The 23,243-nt window shown below is 66.8% G+C and carries 22 protein-coding genes and 1 pseudogene; 10 read left to right on the forward strand and 13 right to left on the reverse strand.

Going from position 1 to position 23,243, the window contains the following annotated elements; all coding sequences use genetic code 11:
* Window positions 1-108 precede the first annotated feature (108 nt).
* From ACSFBL_RS08435 to ACSFBL_RS08445, 3 genes are all read left to right on the forward strand, one after another.
* Window positions 109-1,035 carry a LysR family transcriptional regulator gene (locus tag ACSFBL_RS08435; RefSeq protein ID WP_435515287.1) on the forward strand — a complete coding sequence of 309 codons (927 nt, stop codon included), beginning with the start codon at window positions 109-111 and terminating at the stop codon, window positions 1,033-1,035.
* A gap of 18 nt (window positions 1,036-1,053) precedes the next feature.
* Complete coding sequence (locus tag ACSFBL_RS08440) at window positions 1,054-2,784, forward strand: OPT/YSL family transporter (RefSeq protein WP_435515288.1); 1,731 nt, start codon at window positions 1,054-1,056, stop codon at window positions 2,782-2,784.
* 83 nt (window positions 2,785-2,867) lie between these two features.
* The gene (locus ACSFBL_RS08445; protein ID WP_435515289.1) at window positions 2,868-3,821 is read left to right on the forward strand and encodes a hypothetical protein; all 954 of its coding nucleotides are present in this window, start codon (window positions 2,868-2,870) and stop codon (window positions 3,819-3,821) included.
* A 27-nt stretch (window positions 3,822-3,848) separates the two neighbouring features.
* Here the strand turns inward: ACSFBL_RS08445 and ACSFBL_RS08450 are convergent, their stop codons facing one another.
* Both ACSFBL_RS08450 and ACSFBL_RS08455 read right to left on the reverse strand, forming a co-directional pair.
* Window positions 3,849-4,307 carry a DUF4262 domain-containing protein gene (locus ACSFBL_RS08450; RefSeq protein WP_435515290.1) on the reverse strand — a complete coding sequence of 153 codons (459 nt, stop codon included), beginning with the start codon at window positions 4,305-4,307 and terminating at the stop codon, window positions 3,849-3,851.
* Between the two features lie 131 nt (window positions 4,308-4,438).
* The gene (locus ACSFBL_RS08455; protein ID WP_435515291.1) at window positions 4,439-5,704 is read right to left on the reverse strand and encodes an MFS transporter; all 1,266 of its coding nucleotides are present in this window, start codon (window positions 5,702-5,704) and stop codon (window positions 4,439-4,441) included.
* Window positions 5,705-6,153: 449 nt separating this feature from the next.
* On the opposite strand from ACSFBL_RS08455, the gene ACSFBL_RS08460 reads away from it, so the two are divergent.
* On the forward strand, window positions 6,154-6,687 hold the full coding sequence (locus ACSFBL_RS08460) for a septal ring lytic transglycosylase RlpA family protein (protein WP_435515292.1): 534 nt from the start codon (window positions 6,154-6,156) through the stop codon (window positions 6,685-6,687).
* Here the strand turns inward: ACSFBL_RS08460 and ACSFBL_RS08465 are convergent, their stop codons facing one another.
* The 9 genes from ACSFBL_RS08465 to ACSFBL_RS08505 form a co-directional block, all read right to left on the reverse strand.
* Window positions 6,688-8,010 carry an amidohydrolase gene (locus ACSFBL_RS08465; RefSeq protein ID WP_435515293.1) on the reverse strand — a complete coding sequence of 441 codons (1,323 nt, stop codon included), beginning with the start codon at window positions 8,008-8,010 and terminating at the stop codon, window positions 6,688-6,690.
* Between the two features lie 91 nt (window positions 8,011-8,101).
* Window positions 8,102-9,484: an MFS transporter gene (locus ACSFBL_RS08470; RefSeq protein WP_435515294.1), complete on the reverse strand. Its 1,383-nt coding sequence runs from the start codon at window positions 9,482-9,484 to the stop codon at window positions 8,102-8,104.
* Between the two features lie 44 nt (window positions 9,485-9,528).
* Window positions 9,529-10,317, reverse strand: a complete 789-nt coding sequence (benD, locus tag ACSFBL_RS08475) for a benzoate diol dehydrogenase BenD (protein ID WP_435515295.1) — start codon at window positions 10,315-10,317, stop codon at window positions 9,529-9,531.
* Window positions 10,314-11,330, reverse strand: coding sequence for a benzoate 1,2-dioxygenase electron transfer component BenC (benC, locus tag ACSFBL_RS08480; protein ID WP_435515296.1), 1,017 nt, complete (start codon window positions 11,328-11,330; stop codon window positions 10,314-10,316). The genes benD and benC overlap by 4 nt, the downstream gene beginning before the upstream one ends.
* Window positions 11,331-11,359: 29 nt before the next feature.
* On the reverse strand, window positions 11,360-11,845 hold the full coding sequence (gene benB, locus ACSFBL_RS08485) for a benzoate 1,2-dioxygenase small subunit (protein ID WP_435515297.1): 486 nt from the start codon (window positions 11,843-11,845) through the stop codon (window positions 11,360-11,362).
* The gene (gene benA, locus ACSFBL_RS08490; RefSeq protein ID WP_435515298.1) at window positions 11,845-13,248 is read right to left on the reverse strand and encodes a benzoate 1,2-dioxygenase large subunit; all 1,404 of its coding nucleotides are present in this window, start codon (window positions 13,246-13,248) and stop codon (window positions 11,845-11,847) included. The genes benB and benA overlap by 1 nt, the downstream gene beginning before the upstream one ends.
* A 147-nt stretch (window positions 13,249-13,395) precedes the next feature.
* Window positions 13,396-14,316, reverse strand: coding sequence for a dioxygenase family protein (locus ACSFBL_RS08495; RefSeq protein ID WP_435515299.1), 921 nt, complete (start codon window positions 14,314-14,316; stop codon window positions 13,396-13,398).
* Window positions 14,317-14,364: 48 nt separating this feature from the next.
* Window positions 14,365-14,655 carry a muconolactone Delta-isomerase gene (gene catC / locus ACSFBL_RS08500; RefSeq protein WP_435515300.1) on the reverse strand — a complete coding sequence of 97 codons (291 nt, stop codon included), beginning with the start codon at window positions 14,653-14,655 and terminating at the stop codon, window positions 14,365-14,367.
* 10 nt (window positions 14,656-14,665) lie between these two features.
* Window positions 14,666-15,820, reverse strand: coding sequence for a muconate/chloromuconate family cycloisomerase (locus ACSFBL_RS08505; RefSeq protein ID WP_435515301.1), 1,155 nt, complete (start codon window positions 15,818-15,820; stop codon window positions 14,666-14,668).
* Window positions 15,821-15,941: 121 nt separating this feature from the next.
* Between ACSFBL_RS08505 and ACSFBL_RS08510 the strand changes: the two genes are divergently transcribed.
* The 6 genes from ACSFBL_RS08510 (at window position 15,942) to ACSFBL_RS08535 (ending at window position 22,071) form a co-directional block, all read left to right on the forward strand.
* On the forward strand, window positions 15,942-16,859 hold the full coding sequence (locus ACSFBL_RS08510; protein ID WP_435515302.1) for a LysR family transcriptional regulator: 918 nt from the start codon (window positions 15,942-15,944) through the stop codon (window positions 16,857-16,859).
* Window positions 16,860-16,945: 86 nt separating this feature from the next.
* A complete protein-coding gene (locus ACSFBL_RS08515) occupies window positions 16,946-17,242 on the forward strand; it encodes a YtcA family lipoprotein (protein WP_435515303.1) in 297 nt (98 codons plus the stop codon).
* A 5-nt stretch (window positions 17,243-17,247) separates the two neighbouring features.
* Complete coding sequence (gene mdtN, locus ACSFBL_RS08520) at window positions 17,248-18,297, forward strand: multidrug transporter subunit MdtN (RefSeq protein WP_435515304.1); 1,050 nt, start codon at window positions 17,248-17,250, stop codon at window positions 18,295-18,297.
* Window positions 18,278-20,152: an FUSC family protein gene (locus ACSFBL_RS08525; RefSeq protein ID WP_435515305.1), complete on the forward strand. Its 1,875-nt coding sequence runs from the start codon at window positions 18,278-18,280 to the stop codon at window positions 20,150-20,152. Before mdtN ends, ACSFBL_RS08525 begins: the two co-directional genes overlap by 20 nt.
* Window positions 20,139-21,665 carry a TolC family protein gene (locus ACSFBL_RS08530; protein WP_435515306.1) on the forward strand — a complete coding sequence of 509 codons (1,527 nt, stop codon included), beginning with the start codon at window positions 20,139-20,141 and terminating at the stop codon, window positions 21,663-21,665. Before ACSFBL_RS08525 ends, ACSFBL_RS08530 begins: the two co-directional genes overlap by 14 nt.
* Before the next feature lie 16 nt (window positions 21,666-21,681).
* Window positions 21,682-22,071 carry a tautomerase family protein gene (locus tag ACSFBL_RS08535; RefSeq protein ID WP_435515307.1) on the forward strand — a complete coding sequence of 130 codons (390 nt, stop codon included), beginning with the start codon at window positions 21,682-21,684 and terminating at the stop codon, window positions 22,069-22,071.
* A gap of 29 nt (window positions 22,072-22,100) precedes the next feature.
* On the opposite strand, the gene ACSFBL_RS08540 is transcribed toward ACSFBL_RS08535, so the two are convergent.
* Window positions 22,101-22,541, reverse strand: a complete 441-nt coding sequence (locus tag ACSFBL_RS08540) for a hypothetical protein (protein WP_435515308.1) — start codon at window positions 22,539-22,541, stop codon at window positions 22,101-22,103.
* A 111-nt stretch (window positions 22,542-22,652) separates the two neighbouring features.
* Window positions 22,653-23,117 (reverse strand): annotated as a pseudogene (locus ACSFBL_RS08545) (transposase); the annotation flags it as partial.
* Window positions 23,118-23,243 lie beyond the last annotated feature (126 nt).

Genomic DNA, 23,243 nt, shown 5'->3' on the forward strand with positions numbered 1-23,243 from the left:
GTGGCCTCCGGGAGCAGTGGGTGGTGGGTGGGTTGGCCCACTGTAGAAGTCGAACGAAGTAAGGTAAATTCAGTTTTCCTTTGGTTTTGGATAAGCCTTTCCTTAATCATGAACATCACCTTCCGCCAGCTGCGCGTGTTCGCCGAGGTGGTGCGCCACGGCAGCGTGCTGCGCGCCGCGGAGGCGCTGCACCTCACGCCGCCGGCGGTATCGATGCAGATCAAGGAAGTGGAGTCCCAGGTCGGCCTGCCCTTGTTCGACCGTGCGGGGCGGCGGTTGTCGCTGTCCACCGCCGGCGAATACTTCGCGGTCTATGCACAGCGCCTGCTCGGCACGCTGAAGGACGCCGAGGACGCGATGGCGCGCTTCAAGGGCGTCGAATCCGGCAAGTTGACGATCGGGATGGTCAGCGCGGCGAAGTACTTCCTGCCGCAACTGCTGGCGCAATTCCATGCCGAGCACCCTGCGGTCGAGGTGCGGCTCAAACTGGGAAATCGCGAGCAACTGGTGGCGCTGATGCAGGCGAACGAGGTCGAACTTTCCGTGATGGGCCGCGCACCGAAGGAATGGCCCAATCGAGCCGAACCCTTCGCCCTGCACCCGCACGTGCTCGTGACTGCGCCGAGCCACCCCTTCGCGAGAGCGGAGAACGTGCCCGCTGCCGCACTGGCGCGCGAAGGATTCCTCGTGCGCGAACCGGGCTCGGGCACGCGCGCTGCGCTCGAGGAGTTCCTCGCCGTGCATCGCCTCCAGCCGATGTTGATCATGGAGATGCCGAGCGACGAGGCGATCAAGCAGTCCGTCATGGCCGGCCTCGGCGTGAGCCTGGTTTCGCTCCACACCATCGGCCTCGAATGGCGCAACGGGCTGATCGCCGCGCCGTCCGTGGAAGGCTTGCCGTTGATGCGGCGCTGGCACCTCGTGAACGCGGCGGCCAAAATCCTGTCGCCGGCGGCCGAGGCCTTCCGCTACTTCATGCTCGAACGCGGCGAAGCGCACCTGGCCGCGATGTTCAGCGAGACGGCGCTGGCCTGAACGGCATCATCCCGTTCCATGGATCCACACCAAGGCCCCCGCTGGCGCTGGCTGCCCATCGAGGGTAGCTGGCGCTACCACCTGCTCCTGGCGGCCATGGGCATGCTGGTCCTGGGGCCGTTGGCCGGCGTGACCGCGGCCTACATGAACTTCTCCCTCGGCTTCTTCGTGGGCGGCCAGGTGCTCGCGGGGCTGCTGGGCTCCGCCGTCACCGCGGGCTATGGCGCGGCGGGGCGCCACGGGGCCAACTACATCCAGACCGCCGCCGCCTCGGTGGCCAGCATGAGCGGGATGGGCGTGCTGCTCCAGGCCATGGCCTGGATGGGCCTGCCGCAGCCGCCAGCCTGGCAGATGGTCATGTACCTCGCCTGCGTCGGCATGTTCGGCGTCGGTGTGGGCATGCTCTACACGCCCGTGCTGGTGGACCGCATGCGACTGGCCTTTCCTTCCGGGCTGGCGGTCGCCAACATCCTGCGGGCCCTGACCGATCCGCTGCTCCTGCGACGCTCCGTCCGGCAACTCGGCAGCGGCATCGCCCTTGGATTGGCGTCGGGCCTGGCCTCGGCCCGCCTGCCGCTGCTGGGCGCCATCGGACTCTCCGCGTCCACCTTCGGCGCGGGACTCGTCATCGGCGCGCGAATCGGGATTCCGGCGGTGATGGGCGGGCTGTTCGGCGTGGCGCTGCAGCCGTACTTCGTCTCGATCGGCTGGCTGCAGGCCGGCGACCCGCCGCGCAAGATCATGTTCCTCATCGCGCTCGGAACGATCATGGGCGCGGCGCTGGTGGACATGGCGCTGATCTTCGCGCGCGCCCTGACGAGCGCGCGGCAAGAGGCTGCGAGCAGTGCGCCGCCGGCAGGTGTCGATGACTGGCGGCGCATCCACGGCGCGCGCCTCGTGGCGTGGGTGCTGTTCTGGGGCGTCGCCACGGTGGCCTGCGGCCATGGGCTGCTGGGGCAGCCGCTCTTCTACCTGGCGGTCGCGGTCGCACTGGTGTTTCTCTTCGCGCTGGTCAACGGCATCTCGGTGGGCGTGAGCGACTCCAATCCGATCTCCTCCGCCTTCGTCGTGACGGTCGTGATCCTCGCGGCCCTGGGCCTGCGCGACCCCGGCGTTGGCCTGATGGCCGGCGCGGTGCTGCTGGTGGCGACCAGCGTGGCCTGCGACATGCAGCAGGACCGCTCCACCGGCTGGCGGCTCGGCACCCCGCGCGTGATGCAGTTCCGCTATCAGGTGCTGGGCATCGTCGTAGGCGCCATGCTGGCGGTGGTCTTCGCGCGGCTGTTCATGGCGGCCTATCCGGTGCTGCTGCAGGACCAGACCGTGTTGAAGGCCGACCAGCAGCCGGCCGAATGGGGTTCGGCGATGACGTACAAGTTCGTGGGCGTGCTGCGCAGCCTGACCGACGCCCTGCCGTTCCAGCGCACGGCCATCGGCGTGGGGATCGCGGCGGGCCTGATCGTCGAGGTGCTGCGCAAGTGGCTGCGTCCGCGCAGCTTCGTGCTCGACGCGATCGTGTTGCCGTCGCCGTATGCGCTCTCTTTCGGCGGCTTCGTCAACCTGCCGACGTCGCTGTGGCTCGGCGCCGGCGGCGTTGCGGGGAGCCTCTGGTCGGCGCGGGCGCCCGCGCTGCGCGATGTGCCGGAGGACATGAGCAGCGCATCGCTGTTCGGAGGTGGCCTGATCGCCGGCGACGCGTTGGCGGCGGTCGGGATCGGCGTCGCGAGCCTGCTGGCGGTGTTGGCTTAGGTCATCGGCGCAGGTCTCTCGCGTGACTTCCGGGAAAGATCCCGCGTCCTAGAATCGCCGACCTTCAGCCAGGGGCACCCACGATGACCGAACCCTTCACGACCATACCTGCCTTGTGTGGCCCGCTGCGCCAGCCTCGGCAGATGCTCGCGGACCAGCGCTACGACGGCCACAAATCGATCCACGACGACGCGATGGCCGAGGGGCTGGGACTGCGTGCAGGGCCCATCGAAGGACCCACGCATTTCAGCCAGTTCGATCCCCTGCTCTACCGGGTGTTCAGCAAGGCCTGGTTCGAGACCGGCTGCATCAGCGCGCACTACCAGAACATGGTGGTCGAGGGCGAGGAGGTGCGGGCCTTCGTGCAGCCGGATCCGTCGCAGCCGCGCTTCGTGCGTATCCACGCGGAGAAGCGCGACGGCACGCCAGTGCTGACCGGCACGGCCTCCGTCGGCGACATCGAGGGTCTTGCGCACGAGTTGCCGCAGCGCATCGCCAAGCTGCGCCCGCCGACGGGCCTGGTGATCAACCGCGACCTCCAGGTCGGGCAGCGCGGCGCGGTGGTCGAGAAGATCCGCATGGGCTTCGACACCCACATGGGCGACCACTATCCGTTCACGCTGGCCGACAAGCTGAAAGTCATCACCGAACCGAGCCCGTGGTACACGCGGGAATCGGGCGCCGGCTCGCCCTGGGGACGTCCGATCATCCCGACCGAGATGATCAGCGTGCTGCTGGGTTCCACCTCCGCGCAGTCGGGCCTGAGCGGGCGCAAGCCGGCGGTCGGGCTGTTCGCGGGCCAGCAGATCCGGCTCATCCAGGGGCCGCTCTTCGTCGACCAGGACTACGAGCTGGAGCGCGAGATCATCGCGCTCAGCGAAAGCGCGCGCACCGAATCGGTCTGGGTCCGAACGCGCGTCTTCGATGCGGCTTCGCGTGTGCTGGTGGCCGAGATGATCCTCAATGGCGCGGTGATGAAAGCGTCCTATCCGGCCTATGAGAGCGAAGCGCGGGCACTGGCCCAACACCAGGCCTGAGCGCGATCGCCCGGGCCTGGGTCCGGCTCAGGATCCGGTCTCGCCGACATCGAAGAGAAACGACTGCGAGCGAAGCCGTCGCTTGTCGAAGCCGGGCTCCCACGGGAAGCGCTCCTTGGCGTCGGGCCAGACGATCTGCACGTAGTGGAAACGTCCGCGCGCGAGTTGCGGCGGGACCAGCAGCTCGACGCGCGCGGAATCCGCCACACGGGGCATCAAGGGGACCTGCGCCGCGCCGAGGATCATGACGCCTTCGTGCGCCGGCTCGCCCGCCTTCACGCGCTGCGCAATGGTGTTCAGCACGCTCCGGGCCCGCTCGGGCGCGATGCCGAACATGATCAGGTCCGGGTGCGCGCAGCTCTTCTGCAGTCCGACCGTGTAGACGTAGGTCGCGGCTGCATTCCTCGTGCCCACACCCGCCATGGCCCAGCCTTCCTGCGCGATGCGGCGCCTGAGAGTCGCGACTGCTTCGGGTTGGATGAACATCTGCCCCACCATCTCGCCGTGATGCCGATCAGCGCGAACGGATTCGCGCATCGCCGGTATGCATCATCGCGCGCAACGCGCCCGGCGGCACGTCGGACAACATCGCCCGCATCTCCAGGCGAAGAAAACGATCAGGCCTGCAGGACCTGTCGGCGCCGCCGCGTCGTACGAAACAGCAGCGTCGCGGCAATCGCAAGATTGAGCAGGTTCCAGGCGATGCCGTTGACGAAGGCCGCGTGGTAGCTGCCCGTCAGGTCGAAGACCTTGCCGGACATCCAGCCGCCGAGCGCCATGCCGAACAGCGTGCACATCAACACCGTGCCGACGCGCGCGCCGGCTTCGGCCGGCGGGAAATGCTCGCGCACGATGATGGCGTAGGAAGGCACGATGCCGCCCTGGAACAAGCCGAACAGCGCCGACACCACGTACAGCGAAACGAGCCCATCGAACGGAAGGAACAGCAGCAGCGCCAGGCCCTGCAGCGCCGAGCCGAGAAGCAGCGTGCGCAGCCCGCCGATGCGGTCGCAGATGGCACCGGAGACCAGCCGGCTCACGATGCCGAAGCTCAGCATCAGCGACAGCATCTGCGCACCTTGCGCGGCCCCGTAGCCGAGGTCGCCGCAATAGGCCACGATGTGCACCTGCGGCATGGCCATCGCGACACAGCAGGCCGTCCCCGCCACGCACAGCAGGCCCTGGGCCACGCCCAGGCTCAGACCGAAGGGGCGCAGCCCGGCCATCGGCAATGCGGCCGCCTTGCCGGCAGCGATCGCCGGCGCCGCGACCAGCGCCGGCGGCCGGGGACGCATGAAAAGCGCGAGCAGCGCCATGGTCACGCCGCAGAACACGCCCATGCCGCAGTAGGTCTGCCGCCAGCCGACCGTTTCGACGAAATGCTGGACGATGGGCGGCCACACCGCGCCGGCCACGTAGTTGCCGCTGGCGCACAGCGCGACCGCGATGCCGCGCCGCCGCACGAACCACAGCGAGGTGTCGGCCACCAGCGGGGCGAAGGCGGCGGCGCTTCCGAACAGGCCGACGAGCACGGCCTGCGCCGCCGTGAAGGCGACGATGCCGCTCGCGAGGCTGCAGGCGATGTAGCCCAGGCCGAGGCTGAGCGCGCCTAGCAGCAGGGGCCACATCACGCCGAAGCGATCGGCCAGCCGGCCCATCAGCACGCCGCCGGCGCCGAAGCCGATCATCAGCAGGGTGTAGGGGAGCGAGGCATCCGCGCGGGCGATGCCAAAGTCGGCCTGCACCGCCGGCAGAACCACCGACACCACGTACATGCCGCTGCTGCCCACCGTCATGATCAGGATCGTCACGACCAGACGCAGCGCTGCGTAGCGCGAGTCGGGCTGGTGGAGCGACGGCGCGGGCAGCGTGCTGGAAGTCATGCCGCCGAGCATAGCGACCCAGCCGGACTCAGCCTCCAGCTACGCCGAAGCGGGTCGCGCTGATGGCCTGGGCAAGAAAAAGGCCGCGAGCATTGCTGCACGCGGCCAAATCCATCCGGGGGGATGGAGGAGACAACTGGGAGAACAGGCGGGCGCTTCAGCGCCGCGAAAGTCCCGATGCGGTGCTATCGACGAGTTCTTCCATGACATTCATGTACATGGCCCCATTGGCGACAACGAGGACGAGAAGGGCGAGAGAGGTCAAGGCAGTCATCGAAAGCTCCTGTTCAATATCCACGATTATAGGGTAAACCCTAATATCTTGCACGGCGCCTTCGCGCATCAGCGACCGGCCGCATCTGCCAGGCGAATCGGCGGGCGTCCGACACGTGCCACCGACCGGACCGGACAAGCTGCAATTCATCCAGAAGTTCGCAAGGGGACGCCACATGAACAAGAAGCTGGGATTGGGCTCATGCCGCATTTACGCACTGACGGCCATCGCATGCGTGCTATGCGGCTGTGCAACGGGCCCCTCGTCGCGGGCCCCCGTTCCCGACGTGAGCCCCTCGCGAGAGATACCGACGACCCCTCCGGCCGAGTCGACCCAGGCTCCTTCACCCAAACCCGCGTCGACGGCGAAGACGGGCGTCGACCGCAGCGGCGCCAAGCAGGTCGGAAAGGCGTCCTTCTACGCCGACAAGTTCGCGGGCCGAAAGATGGCCGACGGCACCCGCATAGACCCGCACGACGACAACGCCGCCAGCAAGACGCTGCCCCTGGGGACCACCGCCAAGGTGACCAACGTGGAAACAGGCCGCAGTGCGGTGGTCACTATCCAGGACCGTGGTCCCTACGTGAAGGGCCGCATCGTCGACCTCTCGCCCGCCACGGCGAGGGAGATCGGCATCTCGCAACAGGACGGCGTGGCCCAGGTCGAAGTCACGCCCCTCGCGATTCCGCAGTCCGACGTGAAGAAGTGACTATTTCGGCGCCATCGTCGTCAGCACCGCCACGCTCATCGCCTCGACGCTCGTCTTGATCGACGGCTCTGGCACCGGCGCGAAGAACGGCGAGTGATTGAAGGCCAGCGGCTTGCCGCCGGGCTTCATCGACGCGGCCACTTCGTCCGGTGCGAGCACGCCGACGAAGAAGAACATCGACGGCACGCCGGCATTGACGAACTCGGAGAAGTCTTCGCTCGCCGTGATGGGTGGCACCGCGACCACCTTCGGATCGCCGAACGCCGCCTTGAGGGCGGTGACCGTGCGGCCGACCACCGCCTCGTCGTTGACCACGGCCGCACCGCCCGACACCAGTTCGACCACCGGCTCCGGCGCGCCGCCCATCATGGCCGACGCATTGGCGGTGCGACGGATGCCGGCCAGCAGCTTCTCGCGCACCTCGGGCTTGTACGAGCGGATGGTGCCGCGCAGCACCACCGAATCGGGAATGATGTTCCCCACCGTGCCGCCCTGGATCGCGCCGATGGTGACGACACCGAACTCCGCCGGGTCCTTCTCGCGGCTCACCACGGTCTGCACGTCGGTGATGAAGCGCGCCGCGATCGCGATCGGGTCGATCGTCTTGTCCGGTGCCGAGCCGTGGCCGCCCCGGCCCTTGAAAGTGATCTCCAGCGAATCGGAATTCGAGCTGATCGCACCGACCTTGTAGCCGACGAAGCCGTAGGGCGACGGCGACGTGTGGAGCGCAAACGCGTAGTCGGGCTTGGGGAAGCGCTTGAAGAGACCGTCCGCGATCATCGCCTTCGCGCCCGACACGGTTTCCTCGGCCGGCTGCGCCACGAACATCAGGGTGCCCTTCCACTGGTCCTTCATCGCGAGCAAGGTGCGCGCGGTGCCGACCCAGCTGGCCATGTGGATGTCATGCCCGCAACTGTGCGCGACGAAAGTCTCGCGGCCACTGGACTGGGTCTTGGCCTTGCTCGCGTAGGGCAAGCCGGTCTTCTCTTCCATGGGCAATGCATCGAGTTCGGTACGCACCAGCACCGTCGGGCCGGCCCCGTTCTTGTAGATCGCGACGACGCCCGTGCCGCCGACCTTCTCGGTCACCTCGAAGCCGAGCTTGCGCATCTCCTCGGCCATCCTTGCCGCCGTGCGCACTTCCTGGAAGGCGATCTCGGGATTGGCATGGAGGTCCTTGTAGAGCGTCTCCAGCGATGGGTACATGCCGCCGACGATGGGCGATATCTGCGCATGCAGCGGCGACTGGGTTTGGGCGCCGGCCGAGGCGGCGAAAAGAACGGCAGCGACCATCGCGCTGCGGCGAAACAGGACAGACCCCATTTGTGAATCTCCAGTGGAAAGCTTGACGATAGAGCCCCAGGGCTCTCGTTCATTGTCGGGGTGTTTTTCGGGACTTTGGCATGCCGCGCCGCTACTTGGCGGGCACAGCGACCGCCGAACCAGCCGTCGGCGTCGCGGGAGTCGCATCCGAGGTGACCGCATGCTGGGCGCCCGCCGAGCGACGGTGGTCGATCAGGGCCACCGCAACGGCGGCAATCACCGCGGGAATGGCGATCGCCATGAAGTTCTGCTGCAGCGGAAGCGCAAGGCCGACCAGGCTGCCGATCACGATCGGCGCGAGGATGGCACCGCTGCGCCCCACGCCCGAGGCCCATCCGATGCCCGTCGCACGCACCGCCATCGGATAGAACTGCCCCACGTAGGCGTAGGTCACGATCTGCGTCCCGATCGTCGCCGCGCCCGCCAGGCCGACCAGCAGGAAGAGCAACTCCGTCGGCACCCGATAGCCCAGCAGCGTGATCGACACCGCGGCCAGCGCATACATGCCCACCAGCACGTACTTGATGTGGAAGCGGTCGGCCAGCCAGCCTCCGCCCACCGCGCCGATCATGGCGCCGAAGTTCAGCACGAGCACGAAGGTCAGCGCGGACCCGAGGCTGTAGCCGGCGCTCGCCATCAGCCGCGTCAGCCACGAGCTGAGCGCGTACACCATGAACAGGCACATGAAGAAGGCGATCCAGAACATCACGGTGCTGAAGCCGCGGCCCTCCTGGAACAGGCGGCCGATCGGCGCGCTCACGGCCTTGTCTTCGCGCGGCAAGGCGAAGTTGTCGCCGGCGCCGGGCCGGTAGGCGGGGTCGAGCCGTGAAGCGAGGCGCTGCAATTCATCGATCCGGTTCGCCTTGATGAGAAAGGGCATCGACTCGGGCATGGATTTCAGGATCGCCGGGATCAGCAGTACCGGCAATCCAGCCGCGAGAAAGACCGACGACCAACCGTAGGCCTCGAGCAGCCCCTTGCCGAGCAACGCGGCCAGCATGCCGCCGACGGCGTAGCCGCTGAACATCAGCGTGACCATCGTGCTGCGGATCCTGCGCGGCGCGTACTCCGTCATCTGCGCGACCACGTTCGGCATCACGCCGCCGATGCCGAGTCCGGCCAGGAAGCGCATCACGCTGAAGCTGACGGGCTCATGCATCAGGCCCGCTGCCGCGGTGAACACGCTGAACATCGCGATGCAGATGACGATGGCGCGCCGCCGCCCGATCCTGTCCGCGATGGTGCCCAGGAAGATGGCGCCGAACATCATGCCGAAGAGCGCGGAGCTGACCATGAAGCCGGCATTGGTCGGGCTCACGCCCATCTCCTTCATGATCGAAGGCAACGCGATGCCTGCCACCGCAAGGTCATAGCCGTCGAAGATGATGATGAGGGCGCACCAGAAGAGCACCAGCCCGTGGAAACGGTTGAAGCGGGCCTCGTCGGCCAGCTTGTGGAGATCGATGTTGCGCATGGTCTTGTCTCGATGTGTAGTGGGTGATGAAGGCTGTCGCGGCGTCAGCCGAGATCGCCACCGGCGACCGGCATGACCGTTCCGGTGATGTACGACGCGTCGTCGGATGCCAGGAACAGGATGGGCGCAACCTGCTCGTCGATCGTCCCGTAGCGGTGCATCAGGCTCGAATCCACCGTCTGGTCGACGACACCCTGGTACCACGCGGTGTCGCGCGCACTGGGCTCGCTTTGCGACCGATTGCGCGGCACGCGACGCGGCGGCGCCTCGGTGCCACCCGGGGCGGTGGCATTGATGCGGATGCCGTTGCGCGTGTGCTCCATCGCCAGCGACGCGGTCATCGCGTTCACGCCGCCCTTGGCTGCCGAGTACGGCACGCGGTGGACGCCGCGCGTGGCCACCGATGAAACGTTGACGATGACGCCGCGCTTCTGCTCGACCATGAAGGGAAGGACCGCGCGGCAGGACCACAGCGTCGGGAACAGCGAGCGCCGGATCTCGGCCTCGATCTGCGCCTCTTCGTAGTGCTCGTAGGGCTTGGCCCAGATCGTGCCGCCGACGTTGTTGACGAGCACGTCGACGCGCCCGAACCGTGCCAGGCATTCGGCCACCATGGCCTCTGCGCCCGCGTACGTTTCGAGATCCGCCTGGAAGCCCGCCGCGACGCCGCCGCCCTCGCGAATCTCCGAGACGACCTCCTCGACGATCCCGGCGCGGTCGACGGCCAGCACCGTGCCGCCTTCGGCCGCCACCTGCAGCGCGACGCCCCGGCCGATGCCCTGGGCCGCACCCGTCACGATGACGATCTTGCCCTTGAAGCGTTCGCGGCTCATGCTGCCACCCCTTCGTTGGCGGACGAGAACTTCTCGAAATGGAAGCTCTTCGGCGTCACGCCGACACCGGACATCCACTTGCGCACGCCCTCCACCATCGGCGGCGGCCCGCACACGTACACGTCGACCTCGCCGTCGTGCAGGTCGTCCCCCGACAGGTGATTCGTCACATAGCCTTGCCTGGGATGCCCGCTCTCCCCGTCGACCACGCAGGTGAAAAACTCGAAATTCGGCAGCCCGGCCTTCAACTCGGCCAGGCTCTCGAGTTCCACCAGGTCGTCGTTGGTGTTCACGCCGTAGGCCAGCCGGATCGGGTGATCGGTCGGGTTCTCCTTCAGCCACAGCAGCATCGACAGGAAGGGCGCGAGACCGGTGCCACCCGCCAGCATCAGGATCGGGCGCACGGGCGGTCGCAGGTAGAAGCTGCCGTAAGGCCCCGTGAACATCATGAAGTCCTCGGGCTGTGCCTTCTGGCGCATGTAGGTGCTCATCAGGCCTTCGGGCACGTCGCGGATCAGGAAGGCCAGTTCGGACTTGTTCGGTGCGGAGCTGAACGAGTACGAACGCGTCTCCTTGCTGCCCGGCACCATGAGGTTCACGTACTGCCCCGGCAGGAAAGCCAGCGGCCGCTCGGCCTGCAGCGCGAACGAGACAGTGGTTGCCGAGTCGCGCTCGATCTTCATGAGCTTGCCGCCGTGCGTACCGACTTCCGTCTTGCACGCGGCCGACGAAGCCGGCACGCGCACCACGCAATCGGAGGTGGGCTTCATCTGGCAGGTGAGCACGAAGCCGTTGGCCGCCTCGTCGTCGGCCAGCGCATCCTCGATGTAGTCGCCCATCGTGTAGCTGCCGCTCTCGCAGTGGCACTTGCAGGTTCCGCAGGCGCCGTCGCGGCAGTCCAGCGGAATGTTGATCTTGGCGCGGTAGGCCGCGTCGGCGATCAGTTCGTTGGGCTCGCAGGGGATGATGCGCGAGACCCCGTCCTCGAATTGCAGGGCGATGTTGAATGACATGGCTTGTCTCCTTGTCCCGATGGGAAGGCTCAGATGTGATAGATGTCGAGCAGGTGGTGGATGTAGTCGTTCTTCAGGACGACGTACTTGCGCTTGATGAGCGGCTTCTCACCGCTGGTGTCGAGCGTGTACTGCGAACTGCCGAAGTACACGTCGACGATGTCGTAGCGGAAGCTGTGCGTGGTCCAGTTGAACGACACCACGCATTGCTTCTCGTCCTGCGACAGCACTTCGAGGTTGTTGATCGCATGGCCCGTGCGCGTGTCAGGCATGGTGGCGCTGGAGCGCTCGGTCTGGATGCGGAACACGCGATCCTCCAGGCCCTGCTTGTCGGGGTAGTAGATCAACGAGACTTCGTTCTGCGGATCGGTCGTGAGCCTGTCGTCGTCGTCCCATGACGGCATGAAGAATTCGGCATCGTCGGCGTAGCAGGCGAGCCAGTCGGCCCAGCGGTGTTCGTCGAGCGCGCGGGCTTCCGAATAGACGAAGGCCTGGAGTTCCTGGTAGGACAACATCACTGGCCTCCCGTCGCGTGTTCTGCGTGTCCCGCGTGTTCCGCGTGCTCGGCGACGACGGCTTTCTTCATCGTGTCGAGCCAGTACTCGTGCTGGCCGATGTAGAGACCTTCGTCCTCCGTCTTCACGCAGCTCAGGTCCGGCTTCAGGTCGATCAGGTCGGCCGTCGCGTCCGGCCCTTTGATCCAGTGCGTGGCGCCGCGGCTCATGTCGTTCCACTTCACCGCCCGCGCGCCGTAGCCGTGCTGGCAGGAGCGGAACTCCTCCAGGTCGTCGGGCGTGGCCATGCCGGTCGCGTTGAAGAAGTCCTCGTACTGGCGCAGCCGGCGCGTGCGTGCTTCCGGCGCCTCGCCCTTCGGTGCGATGCAGTAGATCGTCACTTCCGTCTTGTTGACCGAGACCGGCCGAACGATGCGGATCTGCGAACTGAACTGGTCCATCAGGTAGACGTTGGGGTACAGGCACAGGTTGCGGGACTTGCCCAGCATCCAGTCGGTCCGCGCCTCGCCGAACTTGCCGATCCACTCGTCCCGCTTCGAATAAAGCGGCCGGTCCTCGGGATTGGCCCAGTTGGTCCACAGCAGCAGGTGGCCGTGCTTGAAGGTGTAGGAGCCGCCGCCCTGCTGCGCCCACTTGCCGGCGTTCATGGCCTTCACGGTATCGACCTTGCCGTCGACGCTGCGGCGGCTGGTGGTGGCCGCATAGTTCCAGTGCACCGACGACACGTGGTAGCCGTCGGCACCGTTCTCCGCACCGAGCTTCCAGTTGCCGTCGAAGGTGTAGGTCGACGCACCGCGCAGCACTTCCAGGCCCTCGGGCGACTGGTCGACGATCATGTCGATGATCTTGGCGGCCTCGCCCAGGTGCTCCTTGAGCGGAACGACGTCGGGGTTGACGCTGCCGAACAGGAAGCCGCGGTAGTTCTCGAACGCGCCGAGCTTCGCCAGGTCGTGGCTGCCTTCGCAGTTGAAGCTCGACGGGTAGCCGGCCTCGGCGCCGTTGTCCTTCACCTTCAGCAGCTTGCCCGCGTTGTTGAAGGTCCAGCCGTGGAACGGGCAGGTGAAGCTGGACTTGTTGCCCTTCTTGTGGCGGCACAGGATGGCGCCGCGGTGCGTGCAGGTGTTGGCCAGCGCATTCAGCTTGCCGTCCTTGCTGCGCGTGATGACCACCGGCTGGCGGCCGACATACACCGTCAGGTAGTCGTTGACGTTGGCGATCTGGCTCTCGTGTGCGAGGTAGACCCAGTTGCCTTCGAAGATGTGCTTCATCTCCAGGTCGAACAGCTGCTCGTCGGTGAAGACCGAGCGGTCCAGGCGGTACTTGTGCGCGACCGGATCGTCTTCGAGCAGGGCATCGAGCTTCGAGAGGTCGGGCGTCGACGGGACGGGATAGATGGGGATCATGCGGTGTCTCCTCGTGGGTAGGCGAATGGCGATTCACGGAAAGGGGGTCGTCGCAAAGCCGAAGCACGCTGCTTCACCCATCGACGATCTGCAGGGAGTTGGGACGCCCGGCCGGCCTTCTGCCGGCTCAGGCGCATCGGCGTCGGATCAGCCGACGGCGCGGGCCACGCGGGCCTGGGGCGAGGCCTCGCTCTCGTCGACCGCCGGCTGCATGACGAAGTCGAAGGGCACGCGGGTGAATGGCTCCTTCACGCCGAGCGATTCGTAGCCCTTGGCGGGCGTGTTCTTCTCGAGCTGGAGGATCAGCCCGTCACGCGTCGCGAAGGCGAAATCGTCGTCGATGAAGCTGTCGCCCGGCACATTGACTTGCGTCGTCAGCGTGCGCAGGCCTGGTGCCACCACCAGGAAATGGATGTGCGCCGGGCGGTTGCCGTGGCGTCCGATCGCGGTGAACAACTCCGAAGTCGGGCTGTTGGGAGGAATCGCATAGCCGGGCGGCAGGAAGCTGCGGAAGCGATAGCGGCCTTCGGCATCGGTCTCGATGCGGCGGCGCAGGGCGTACTCGGCCTGGTCCGGGTCGAAGTGGGAATAGCGGCCCAGTTCGTTGGCGTGCCACACATCGACGATCGCACCTGCCACGGGCTTGCCGTGGATGTCGAGGACGCGGCCTTCCATCACCATGGTCTCGCCGCGCTTCGCATCGCCCTCTTCGTCGACGCGGGTTTCGTATCTCGAAAGTGGCGCACCGGCGATGTAGAGCGGTCCCTCGATGGCGCGCGGCGTGCCGGCATTGCGGCCTGCGCGTTCATCGGCTTCATCGAGGCGGATGTCCAGCAGGCGGTCGAAGCCGAGGCCGGCGGTGATCAGGCCGGCCTGCCCGCTCGATGCCAGGCGCGACAGCCAGTCGACGCCGGCCCAGAACTCATCGGGCTGGATGTCCAGGTCGTCGATCGCCCGGAAGAGATCGCCGACGATGCGCGCGGTGATCTTCTGGACGCGGGGGTTGCCGTCGGGGCGGTTCGAGAGGGTGACTCGTTCCAGCAGCTGGGTCTTGCTCATTTCGTTCATGGCTTTGTCTCCGTAGGGTCGTGGGGGTTGGGTTGAAGGGGATGAAATTCAGCGGTCGTCGTGATGGATGGACGAGGCATGGCGGCAAAGCGGCCGCACCTCGATGTCCATGTAGGGGAACAGGGGCAGCGTCATCAGCGTGTCGTGCAAGGCCGCGTTGTCGGCGACGTCGAAGATGCTGACGTTGGCGTAGCGCCCGGCAATGCGCCACAGGTGGCGCCAGACGCCATCGCGCTGCAGGCCCTGCGCGATCTCCTTCTCGCGCGCCTTGAGCTGGTCGGCTTGCGCCGGTGGCATGTCGTTCGGGAGGCGGACGGTCATTTCGACGTGGAACAGCATGGCGTGGTCCTCAGGCGGTGACGGCAACGGATCGCGACGCGCGGTCGCGGCGATAGAAGGCGAGCTTGTCGGCATCGACCTGCACGCCGAGGCCGGGCACCTGGGGCAGTTGCAGTTCGAAGTTGCGGTAGGCCGGCCGCTCGACGACGATGTCGTCCTTGAGCAGCAGCGGGCCGAACAGTTCGGTGCCCCATGCCAGCTTCGGGCATGCGGCGAAGACATGGGCCGCGGCGATGCTGCCGATGCTTCCTTCCAGCAGCGTGCCACCGTAGATGCCGACACCGGCCGCATCCGCGATGGCCGCCGCACGCAAGGTGGGCCAGAGGCCACCGGCCTGCGAGATCTTCAGTGCATAGACGTCGGCTGCGGCATCCGCGGCGAGCTCGAAGGCATCGATGGCGTCGTGCACCGCCTCGTCGGCCATGATGGCCACATCGAAGCGGTCGGCGAGCCGCTTCAATGCCCGGCGATTGCGGCGTGACACGGGTTGCTCGATGAGGCTCACGCCGATGGATTCAAGGGCTGCAATGCCGCGCGTTGCGGTGGCCTCGTCCCAGGCCTGGTTCACGTCGACCGTGAGCATCACGTCATCACCGAGGCCGCGGCGGATGGCCTGCACGTGGGCGATGTCTTCGGCCAGCGGGTGACTGCCGATCTTGAGCTTGAAGACCTTGTGGCGCCGTGCCTCGATCAGTGCGAGCGCCTCGTCGACGTCGCGGGTCGCATCGCCGCTCGCGAGGGTCCAGAGGACGGGAAGTGCGTCGCGCATGGCACCGCCCAGCAGTGCGTGGACGGGAAGGCCGAGGCGTTGGCCCTGGGCGTCGAGCAGTGCGACTTCAACCGCCGACTTGGCGAAGGAGTTGCCTTGCACCGAAGCGGCGATGCGCTGCATCGCAAGGTTGACACCGGTCGCATCCGACCCGATGAGCAATGGCGCGAGGTAGTTGTCGATCGCGCTCTTGATGCTCTCCGGGCTCTGGTCGCCGTAGGCGAGGCCGCCGATGGTGGTGGCTTCGCCGATGCCGGTGAGGCCATCGCTGCAGGCCAGGCGCACGATCACGAGCGTCTGGCGCATCATGGTCGTCATCGCCAGCTTGTGTGCACGGATGGTCGGCAGGTCGACCAGGACGGCTTCGATGGATTGAATGGTGGGGCTCGTGTTCATGGGTTGAATGTTCTTCTTCATGCGCCCTGCGGTCCAATATCGATTGGGTCCGGCAAAATACCTTCAAGGTATGGAGACATCGGGTTTCCACTGAGCGCCCGGTTCACCGACAGGAGACGCCATGCACCTCGAATTGCGCCATCTGCGCTACTTCTGCGCGGTCGCCCGCGAACTGAGCTTCAGCCGCGCGGCCGAGCAGTTGCACATCGCGCAGCCGCCTTTGAGCCGGCAGATCCGCAGCCTCGAAGAAGAGCTTGGCGCGGAACTGCTGGACCGCGGATCGCGTCCCTTGCGCCTCACGCCGGCCGGGCGCTTCTTCCAGATCCAGGCGCAGCAGATGCTCGACCGCATGTCGGAAATCCAGGCCGCCACGACGCGCATCGCCGGCGGAAGGCGCACCTGGTACGCGATCGGGTTCGCGCCTTCCACGCTGTACGGCAAGCTGCCCGACGTGATCCGCCAGTTCCGGCAGGAACAGCCGGCCGTGGAGCTCAACCTCTACGAGATGACGACGGTGCAGCAGGTCGAGGGCCTCAAGGCGGGCCGCATCGACATGGGTTTCGGTCGCCTCAACTTCGATGACGAGGATGTCGTCGGGGAGCTGGTCCGCGAGGAGCCGGTGATGGTCGCCTTGCCGGTGAACCATCGCCTCGTCAAGCACAAGAGCATCACCCTGGCCAAGCTGGTGACGGAACCGCTCCTGCTGTACCCCGCGAAGCCGCGGCCGAGCTATGCCGACCAGGTGCTGGAGATGTTCCAGTCGCGCGGACTGAAGCCGGTGATCGCACTGGAGTCGAACGAGGTGCAGACCGCCATCGGGCTCGTGGTCGCGGGCCTGGGCTATGCGCTGGTGCCGCAGTCGGTGCAGAACCTGCACCGCGAAGGTGTGCTCTACCTGCCCCTGAGTGACGAGGGCGTGACCACGCCGGTGATCATGAACCGCCGCCGGAACGATGAATCCGAACTGACGACCTACCTGGCCGAGCTGGTCCGGTCATTGCCCACTTCAGTGCGCAGCATGGCCCGGCGCGGGGAATAGATGTCGCGGCTTCATGCAGTGACGATTTGCCATTGCGAATGGCTGCGCGCGTGACGTAGCATGATGTCTACGAGGAGCGAGCATCCATGCCATCGAGGATCCGGAAGATCAAGCATGCCCATACGGTCACGACGGTCCTGGTGCCGCTGATCTCGTTCACGCTGACCGGGTGCGCCCAACGGGGCGCCCCGTCGTTCGCGCTGTTCGGCGCCTACTTTCCCGCCTGGATGCTCTGCGCGTTCATCGGCATCCTCGCCTCGATCGGCGCGCGTGCGGTGTTCGTCGCCACCGGGCTGTCCAACGCCCTTCCGTTCCAGCTCTTCGTCTGCGTGTCGATCGGTGTCTGCGTGGCGCTGCTCGTCTGGTCGTTCAGGTTCGCGTAGCCCGCATGAAGGCCGCAGGCATCCACCGCGCTCCCCGCTGGGGAAAACTCGTTTCGCTGGCGATCATCGCCATCGCCATCGCTTTCGCGATCTACGCCCTGCGCCGTCATTCCGGACTGCCATCGAGCGACGACGCGACCATCGATGCCGACGTGGTCCACGTGGCCTCGGCCGTCGGTGGGCGGATCATCGACATCCCCGTGGCCGAGAACGTCGCGGTGGCCAAGGGCGATCTTCTCTTCCAGATCGATCCGACGCCCTACAAGCTCACGGTCGCGCAGGCGCAGGCGGACCTGGATCTCGCGAAGGCCACGCTCGATACGCAGCGACGCGCGCTGTCGACCCAGCGCTCGACGGCGGTCGTCGCCAGCGACCAGACGCGGCGCGCCGCTACCAATCTCGAACATGCCAATCGCACCGTCGAACGGCTCAAGCCGCTCGCCGCGAAGGGCTACGTGCCGGTGCAGCAACTCGACCAGGCCCAGACGGCGCAACGGGACGCGGCAACTTCGCTTCGGCAGGCGCAGGAGCAGCAAGCCGCAGCCGCGCGGGCGGTGGGCACCGAAGAAGGCGCCGAAGCCACGGTGCGCGCGCGCGAGGCGGCCCTCGCCATCGCCCGGCGAGCGCTTGAAGACACGACCGTGCGTGCGCCCCACAGCGGGCGCGTCGTGGGCCTGACCGTCTCGAGCGGCGAGATGGTTCTGCCGTCCCAGACGCTGTTCACGCTGATCAACACCGATGAATGGTTCGCCGTGGCGAATTTCCGCGAGACCGATCTTCACGCCATCGCCGAGGGCGACTGCGCCACGGTGTTCTCGATGATCGATCGCACGCAACCCCTCAAGGGCGTCGTGCAGGGCATCGGCTCGGGCGTGTTGGACACGGGCCGCGTCAATCTTCCACGCTCGCTTCCCTACGTCGAGCGGTCCCTCAACTGGGTGAAGGTCGCGCAGCGCTTTCCCGTCCGCGTCCGGCTGGAGGAGCCGCCCCAGGGGCTCATGCGACTGGGCGCCACGGCCGTCGTCGAGGTTCAGCATGGCCACGCGTGCAAGTGACCGGCGGCGGACGACGTTCAGGGGCCTGCTTGGGCTTCTTGCGCCGACGCCTGGGAGGCTGGAGTTCGCGCTCAGGCTCGCGCTGATGTGCACGCTGGCGACGCTCGTCGTCGAGGTCTACCAGACACCCGAGGCCGCCCTCACCGCCTACGTCTGCTTCTTCGTCATCAAGCCCGACCGCACGACGAGCGTGATCATGAGCATCGCGATGCTGTTCCTGATCACGGTCGTCATCGGCGTGGTGTTGCTCGTCGCGATGGTGGTCATCGACAACCCGTTGCTCCGCGTGACCGCGATGGCGGTCTTCTCGTTCTGCCTGCTCTTCATCGCTTCGGGAAGCAAGCTGCGACCGGTCGGCGGCATCCTCGCGTTGATCGTGGCGTATGCGCTCGACCTGCTGAGCAATGCGCAGATCGGCGAACTGGCGACGCGCGCCCTCCTCTACGCGTGGCTCTTTGTCGGCATACCTGTCGCCGTTTCGGTGACGGTCAATCTGCTCATCGGTCCGGCGCCGCGGCGTTTGGCCGAGCGTGCGCTGGCGGAGCGCCTTGCCGTGGCCGCCGCCGTGCTCCAGGCGCCCAGCCGCCGCGCGCGGCGAGCCCTTGGCGAGATGCTGGCGGAGGGGACGGGCGAGATCCAGACCTGGCTCAAGCTGGCCGCGGTCGAGAAGACAGCCCTGGCGGAAGACATCGCCGCACTCCGGCAGGCCACCGCCTCGGTCACGCAGGTGCTGCTGCTCGTCGACCTGCTGGAGCGCGACCGCGCCGGACAGTGGCCACCCCTCCTGCGGAATCGTGTAGCGGAGACGCTCGACGGGATGGCGTCGATCCTGCGCGCGGGTGGCTATCCGGTCGACATCGCGCTGGACGTCGATGACATCGACGAGCCCTTGCAAGCCCAGGGCGCCGCAATCCTGGCGGAGATGAGGAACGCGCTCGTCCGCTTCGCGGTGCCGCCCCCGCCCGAGACGGACGCGCAGCAGCCAAAGCCGGCGCCGGAGAAACGCCCGGGCGGCTTCTTCCTGCCCGATGCCTTCACGAATCCGGAGCACGTGCAGTACGCGCTCAAGACCACTGCGGCGGCCATGTTCTGCTATGTCGTCTACACGCTGCTCGACTGGCCCGGAATTCATACGAGCCTGATCACCTGCTACATCGTGTCGCTCGGCACGGCGGCAGAGACCGTCGAGAAGCTGACGCTGCGGATCGCGGGCTGTTTGGTCGGCGCCGTCGCCGGGCTCGCGGCCATCGTCTTTCTCATGCCCAACGTGACCTCTATCGCTGGTCTGCTGGCCATCGTCTTCATCGCGGCGCTCGCGTCGGCCTGGGTGGCCGGCGGATCGCCGCGCATCGCCTACGCAGGGTTCCAGATCGCCTTCGCCTTCTTCCTTTGCGTGATCCAGGGCGCCGGCCCCGGCTTCGACATGACGGTCGCCCGCGACCGCATCGTCGGCATCCTGTTCGGCAACCTGGTGATCTACGTGATGTTCACGACGATCTGGCCGGTCAGCGTGGCGCGACGCATCGATCCTGCCATTGCCGCCGTGCTCGGGCGACTGCGCGCGATGACGACGGCTGCCGGCCAGCCGAGCCGCTATGCGCTGGCCGGTGAAGCCCGCGCAGCGCTGGGCAGCCTCGAGCAGGACATGGGCCTTGCCCGTTATGAGCCTGGGAGCATCCGCCCGGCCGGGGACTGGCTGCACGCCCGGATCCGCACCACACACGAGATCGCCGCCATCCAGCGATCGCTGCTCCTGGACACCGGTCTCGACCCGGCGCGCGAAAGCAGCATCGCAAGTCGGCTCGACAGGCTGGCGGAAGCGCATGGAGGGACGCTCGACCATGCGCCGGCTTGAAGCCTTCGCGTCGGCGCTGTGCATCGTCGGGCTGGCCGGCTGCGCGACGTCGACGCTCGAACTGGCGCCGCCGCGACCCGATCGGCCGTGGAGCCCGGCAACCAATGCCGAGGGCGAACTGATCGCCGGCCCGCAGGCGCCAGCGGACCTTCCCGGCGGCTTCGTGCTGCCCGCGAACACCGCCCTCGCGTCCTTCCCTCCGACACCGGGGATCGACGAGAACAAGGTCTACTCGCTGCCCGAACTGATCGACCTTGCGGAGTCGAGCAATCCGGTGACGCGCATCGCCTGGAACGACGCGCGGCGCGTCGCGCTCGCGACCGGCATCGCGCAGAGCACCTACCTGCCGAACATCAGCGCGAGTGTCGTCGGCGCCTACCAGTCGAGCAGCAGCAACAACTCGGTGCTCGGCATCAACGGCAGCGGCAATGAATCGGCCAGCGGCGTCATCTCCGCGGTGTCGCTCGTCTGGCTGCTGTTCGATTTCGGCGAGCGAGCGGCCATCGTGGAGGCGGCGAAGCAGGCGTCCCTGATCTCGAACATCGCCTTCACCGCGGCCCATCAGCAGGTGATCTACGACGTCAGCCTGGCCTTCTATGCGAACGCCGCGGCCCGCACGCGGCTCGCCACCGCGACGCAGTCCCTGAAGAACGCCCAGGCCGTGCAGGCAGCAGCCGAGGATCGCTACAAGCACGGGATCGGGACCGTCATCGAGGTGGCCCAGGCACGCCAGGCGACGGCACAGGCCAATCTCGCCCTCGTGCAGGCGACCGGTGGCAACCAGGACGCCCATCTCAGGCTGCTGACGGCCATGGGCATCTCGCCACTGACGAAGATCAAGGTCGCCGACCTCTCCGACCGCAAGCTCTCGCCGAAGATGGCCGCATCGGTCGACAGCATCATCGCGGACTCGCTCTCGCGACGTCCCGACATGCAGAGCGCCTACGCCGCGCAGAAAGCCAGCCTCGCGAAGGTGCGCGTGGCAGAGGCGGCATTCATGCCGAAGTTCTTCGTCTCGGCCACCGGCGCCTACAACTCGGGCCGGCTGGACGTGACGGCGCTGCCGTCGGTGGGTCAACAGGCGCCCACCGTCAACATCAACGGCCAGCGCCTCGGTGCCACGGTCTTCGCGGGCGTGACCGTTCCGCTCTACGACGGCGGAACGCGCGATGCGATGCTGGCCCAGGCCCGCGCGGAAGCCGACAGCGCCGAGGCCAGGCTCACCCGCATTCGACAGGATGCGGTGCGCCAGATCGTGCTGGCCGACAACGCGTTGCGCACCAGCCTCTCCGCCCACGACGCCTCGGAAGCCCTGGTGTCGGCCGCGCAGACGACTTTCGATGCAGCCCTCGCCGCCTATCGCAACGGGGTCGGCTCCATCACCGACGTCACGCTGGCGGAAACCCAACTCCTGCAGGCCAGGAACGCATTCGCCGATGCCTACAGCACGGCGCTGTCGGCGGCTGCCACACTGGCGCTTTCAGCGGGCGCCTTGGGCGGGCCGCAACCCTAGATTGAAAGGAATCCCCATGCCTCTCGTTCGAATCGACCTGGCCGCCGGAAAGCCGACGCCCTACCGTCGGGCCATCGGTGAAGTGGTGTACGACGCGATGCTTTCGACCATCAACGTACCGACGAATGATCGCTTCCAGATCATCACCGAGCACCCGAGCGACGACTTCATCGTCGACCCGACCTACCTCGGCATCGAGCGATCGGCCGACTGCATCATCATCCAGATCACGCTCAGCGAAGGCCGCACGGTCGAGCAGAAGCAGGCCTTCTACAAGGCGATCGCAAAGGGCCTGAACGAAAGGCTTCAGGTGCGGATGGAGGACGTCTTCATCAACCTGGTCGAAGTCCGGAAGGAGAACTGGTCGTTCGGCCATGGGGATGCCCAGTACGTGACATCCAATTGAGCCAGAGGTGACCGGCGCGCTGCGAGCGGCTACGGCGGCAGGGTGATCGGCGTCTGCAACCCGCTTCGCACGATCTTTACGCTGGAGCTGATCAGCCCGTCCGAGACGTCCCCCGGCTTGTGGATCCAGTACTGGATGACGCCGCCTGCTTCCTGCCTCAACGTGTAGCAGCGCTCCGGCGTGCCTTCCGAAGTAATGTCGATGCACAACACGCCTGCCGCGACCCGCCACCGGTCGTTCGGGTATTCGTCGGGGTTCCGTCGGGTCTGCGTGTCCATGAACACGTACCGGCCATCGGCTCCGAAGTACTCGTAAGTCACGAGATAAGGCATCGCGTCGCCGACGCGCCTGCGGTACTCGATCACGTGCGTCTGCCCTGCCACCAGCTTTTCCAGGGCGTCGGCGGCGACCGGCTGCGCAGGGGGCGCCTGGCGAGAGGCGGCCTGGCTCGCGGCCAGCCATTCCCGCATCTGCGCAGCGTGCTGTCGCCCGGCGTTTTCGCTATCCGAATGGAGTGCGTCGGTCGCGTCCCATTCCGTGGTGTAGGTCCACAGCCCGGAGAAGGCTGAGATGCACGGTACTCAGCGAGCCACAGCGGACAGCCGAGTGGGCGCAGTGTCGCTCAGGGTCTGCAAGCCTTCAAGCTGCATGTATCGCCGGTTGAGCGACCATTCGTCGTTCTGCTCGAGCATCATGGCGCCAACCAGGCGCGTGATCGAGGCGTCATTGGGGAAGATGCCCACGACGTTCGTACGTCGCTTGATCTCGGCGTTCAGCCGCTCCAAGGGGTTCGTGCTGTAGATCTGCGTCCAGTGCGCCCGCGGGAAGGTCATGAAGGCCAGCACGTCGTTCTCCGCGTCGTCCATGAGAGTGCCGAGCTTGGGGAACTTGTCTCGGAGCTGGTCAGCAACCGATCGCCATTGCGCCCGCGCTGCTTCGGCCGAGTCCTGTACGAACACCGTGCCGATGGCGGCGGAGACCATGCGCCGCTGCGTCTTGCCGGCATGCGCCAGGGCATTGCGCATGAAGTGAACTTTCTGCCGACGTCGGCAGAAAGTTCATTACGCCGACCTCCGGGTTATGCCGACATGGCGTCGCCCGCCGAGCCCGTGGGCGGAGAACCCGCACTTGAGGTCGGCATAACCGCCTGCTGCTGAGGGAAGCTTCCTGCT

This window comes from Variovorax glacialis (assembly GCF_051216375.1).
GTDB lineage: Bacteria > Pseudomonadota > Gammaproteobacteria > Burkholderiales > Burkholderiaceae_C > Variovorax.

What these genes read in the sequence shown, in the direction of transcription:
- ACSFBL_RS08435 (WP_435515287.1), top strand. Translation starts at nt 109, where the DNA reads ATGAACATCACCTTCCGCCAGCTGCGCGTGTTCGCCGAGGTGGTGCGC.
- ACSFBL_RS08440 (WP_435515288.1), top strand. Translation starts at nt 1,054, where the DNA reads ATGGATCCACACCAAGGCCCCCGCTGGCGCTGGCTGCCCATCGAGGGT.
- ACSFBL_RS08445 (WP_435515289.1), top strand. Translation starts at nt 2,868, where the DNA reads ATGACCGAACCCTTCACGACCATACCTGCCTTGTGTGGCCCGCTGCGC.
- ACSFBL_RS08450 (WP_435515290.1), bottom strand. Translation starts at nt 4,307, where the DNA reads ATGTTCATCCAACCCGAAGCAGTCGCGACTCTCAGGCGCCGCATCGCG.
- ACSFBL_RS08455 (WP_435515291.1), bottom strand. Translation starts at nt 5,704, where the DNA reads ATGACTTCCAGCACGCTGCCCGCGCCGTCGCTCCACCAGCCCGACTCG.
- ACSFBL_RS08460 (WP_435515292.1), top strand. Translation starts at nt 6,154, where the DNA reads ATGAACAAGAAGCTGGGATTGGGCTCATGCCGCATTTACGCACTGACG.
- ACSFBL_RS08465 (WP_435515293.1), bottom strand. Translation starts at nt 8,010, where the DNA reads ATGGGGTCTGTCCTGTTTCGCCGCAGCGCGATGGTCGCTGCCGTTCTT.
- ACSFBL_RS08470 (WP_435515294.1), bottom strand. Translation starts at nt 9,484, where the DNA reads ATGCGCAACATCGATCTCCACAAGCTGGCCGACGAGGCCCGCTTCAAC.
- benD (WP_435515295.1), bottom strand. Translation starts at nt 10,317, where the DNA reads ATGAGCCGCGAACGCTTCAAGGGCAAGATCGTCATCGTGACGGGTGCG.
- benC (WP_435515296.1), bottom strand. Translation starts at nt 11,330, where the DNA reads ATGTCATTCAACATCGCCCTGCAATTCGAGGACGGGGTCTCGCGCATC.
- benB (WP_435515297.1), bottom strand. Translation starts at nt 11,845, where the DNA reads ATGTTGTCCTACCAGGAACTCCAGGCCTTCGTCTATTCGGAAGCCCGC.
- benA (WP_435515298.1), bottom strand. Translation starts at nt 13,248, where the DNA reads ATGATCCCCATCTATCCCGTCCCGTCGACGCCCGACCTCTCGAAGCTC.
- ACSFBL_RS08495 (WP_435515299.1), bottom strand. Translation starts at nt 14,316, where the DNA reads ATGAACGAAATGAGCAAGACCCAGCTGCTGGAACGAGTCACCCTCTCG.
- catC (WP_435515300.1), bottom strand. Translation starts at nt 14,655, where the DNA reads ATGCTGTTCCACGTCGAAATGACCGTCCGCCTCCCGAACGACATGCCA.
- ACSFBL_RS08505 (WP_435515301.1), bottom strand. Translation starts at nt 15,820, where the DNA reads ATGAACACGAGCCCCACCATTCAATCCATCGAAGCCGTCCTGGTCGAC.
- ACSFBL_RS08510 (WP_435515302.1), top strand. Translation starts at nt 15,942, where the DNA reads ATGCACCTCGAATTGCGCCATCTGCGCTACTTCTGCGCGGTCGCCCGC.
- ACSFBL_RS08515 (WP_435515303.1), top strand. Translation starts at nt 16,946, where the DNA reads ATGCCATCGAGGATCCGGAAGATCAAGCATGCCCATACGGTCACGACG.
- mdtN (WP_435515304.1), top strand. Translation starts at nt 17,248, where the DNA reads ATGAAGGCCGCAGGCATCCACCGCGCTCCCCGCTGGGGAAAACTCGTT.
- ACSFBL_RS08525 (WP_435515305.1), top strand. Translation starts at nt 18,278, where the DNA reads ATGGCCACGCGTGCAAGTGACCGGCGGCGGACGACGTTCAGGGGCCTG.
- ACSFBL_RS08530 (WP_435515306.1), top strand. Translation starts at nt 20,139, where the DNA reads ATGCGCCGGCTTGAAGCCTTCGCGTCGGCGCTGTGCATCGTCGGGCTG.
- ACSFBL_RS08535 (WP_435515307.1), top strand. Translation starts at nt 21,682, where the DNA reads ATGCCTCTCGTTCGAATCGACCTGGCCGCCGGAAAGCCGACGCCCTAC.
- ACSFBL_RS08540 (WP_435515308.1), bottom strand. Translation starts at nt 22,541, where the DNA reads ATGCGGGAATGGCTGGCCGCGAGCCAGGCCGCCTCTCGCCAGGCGCCC.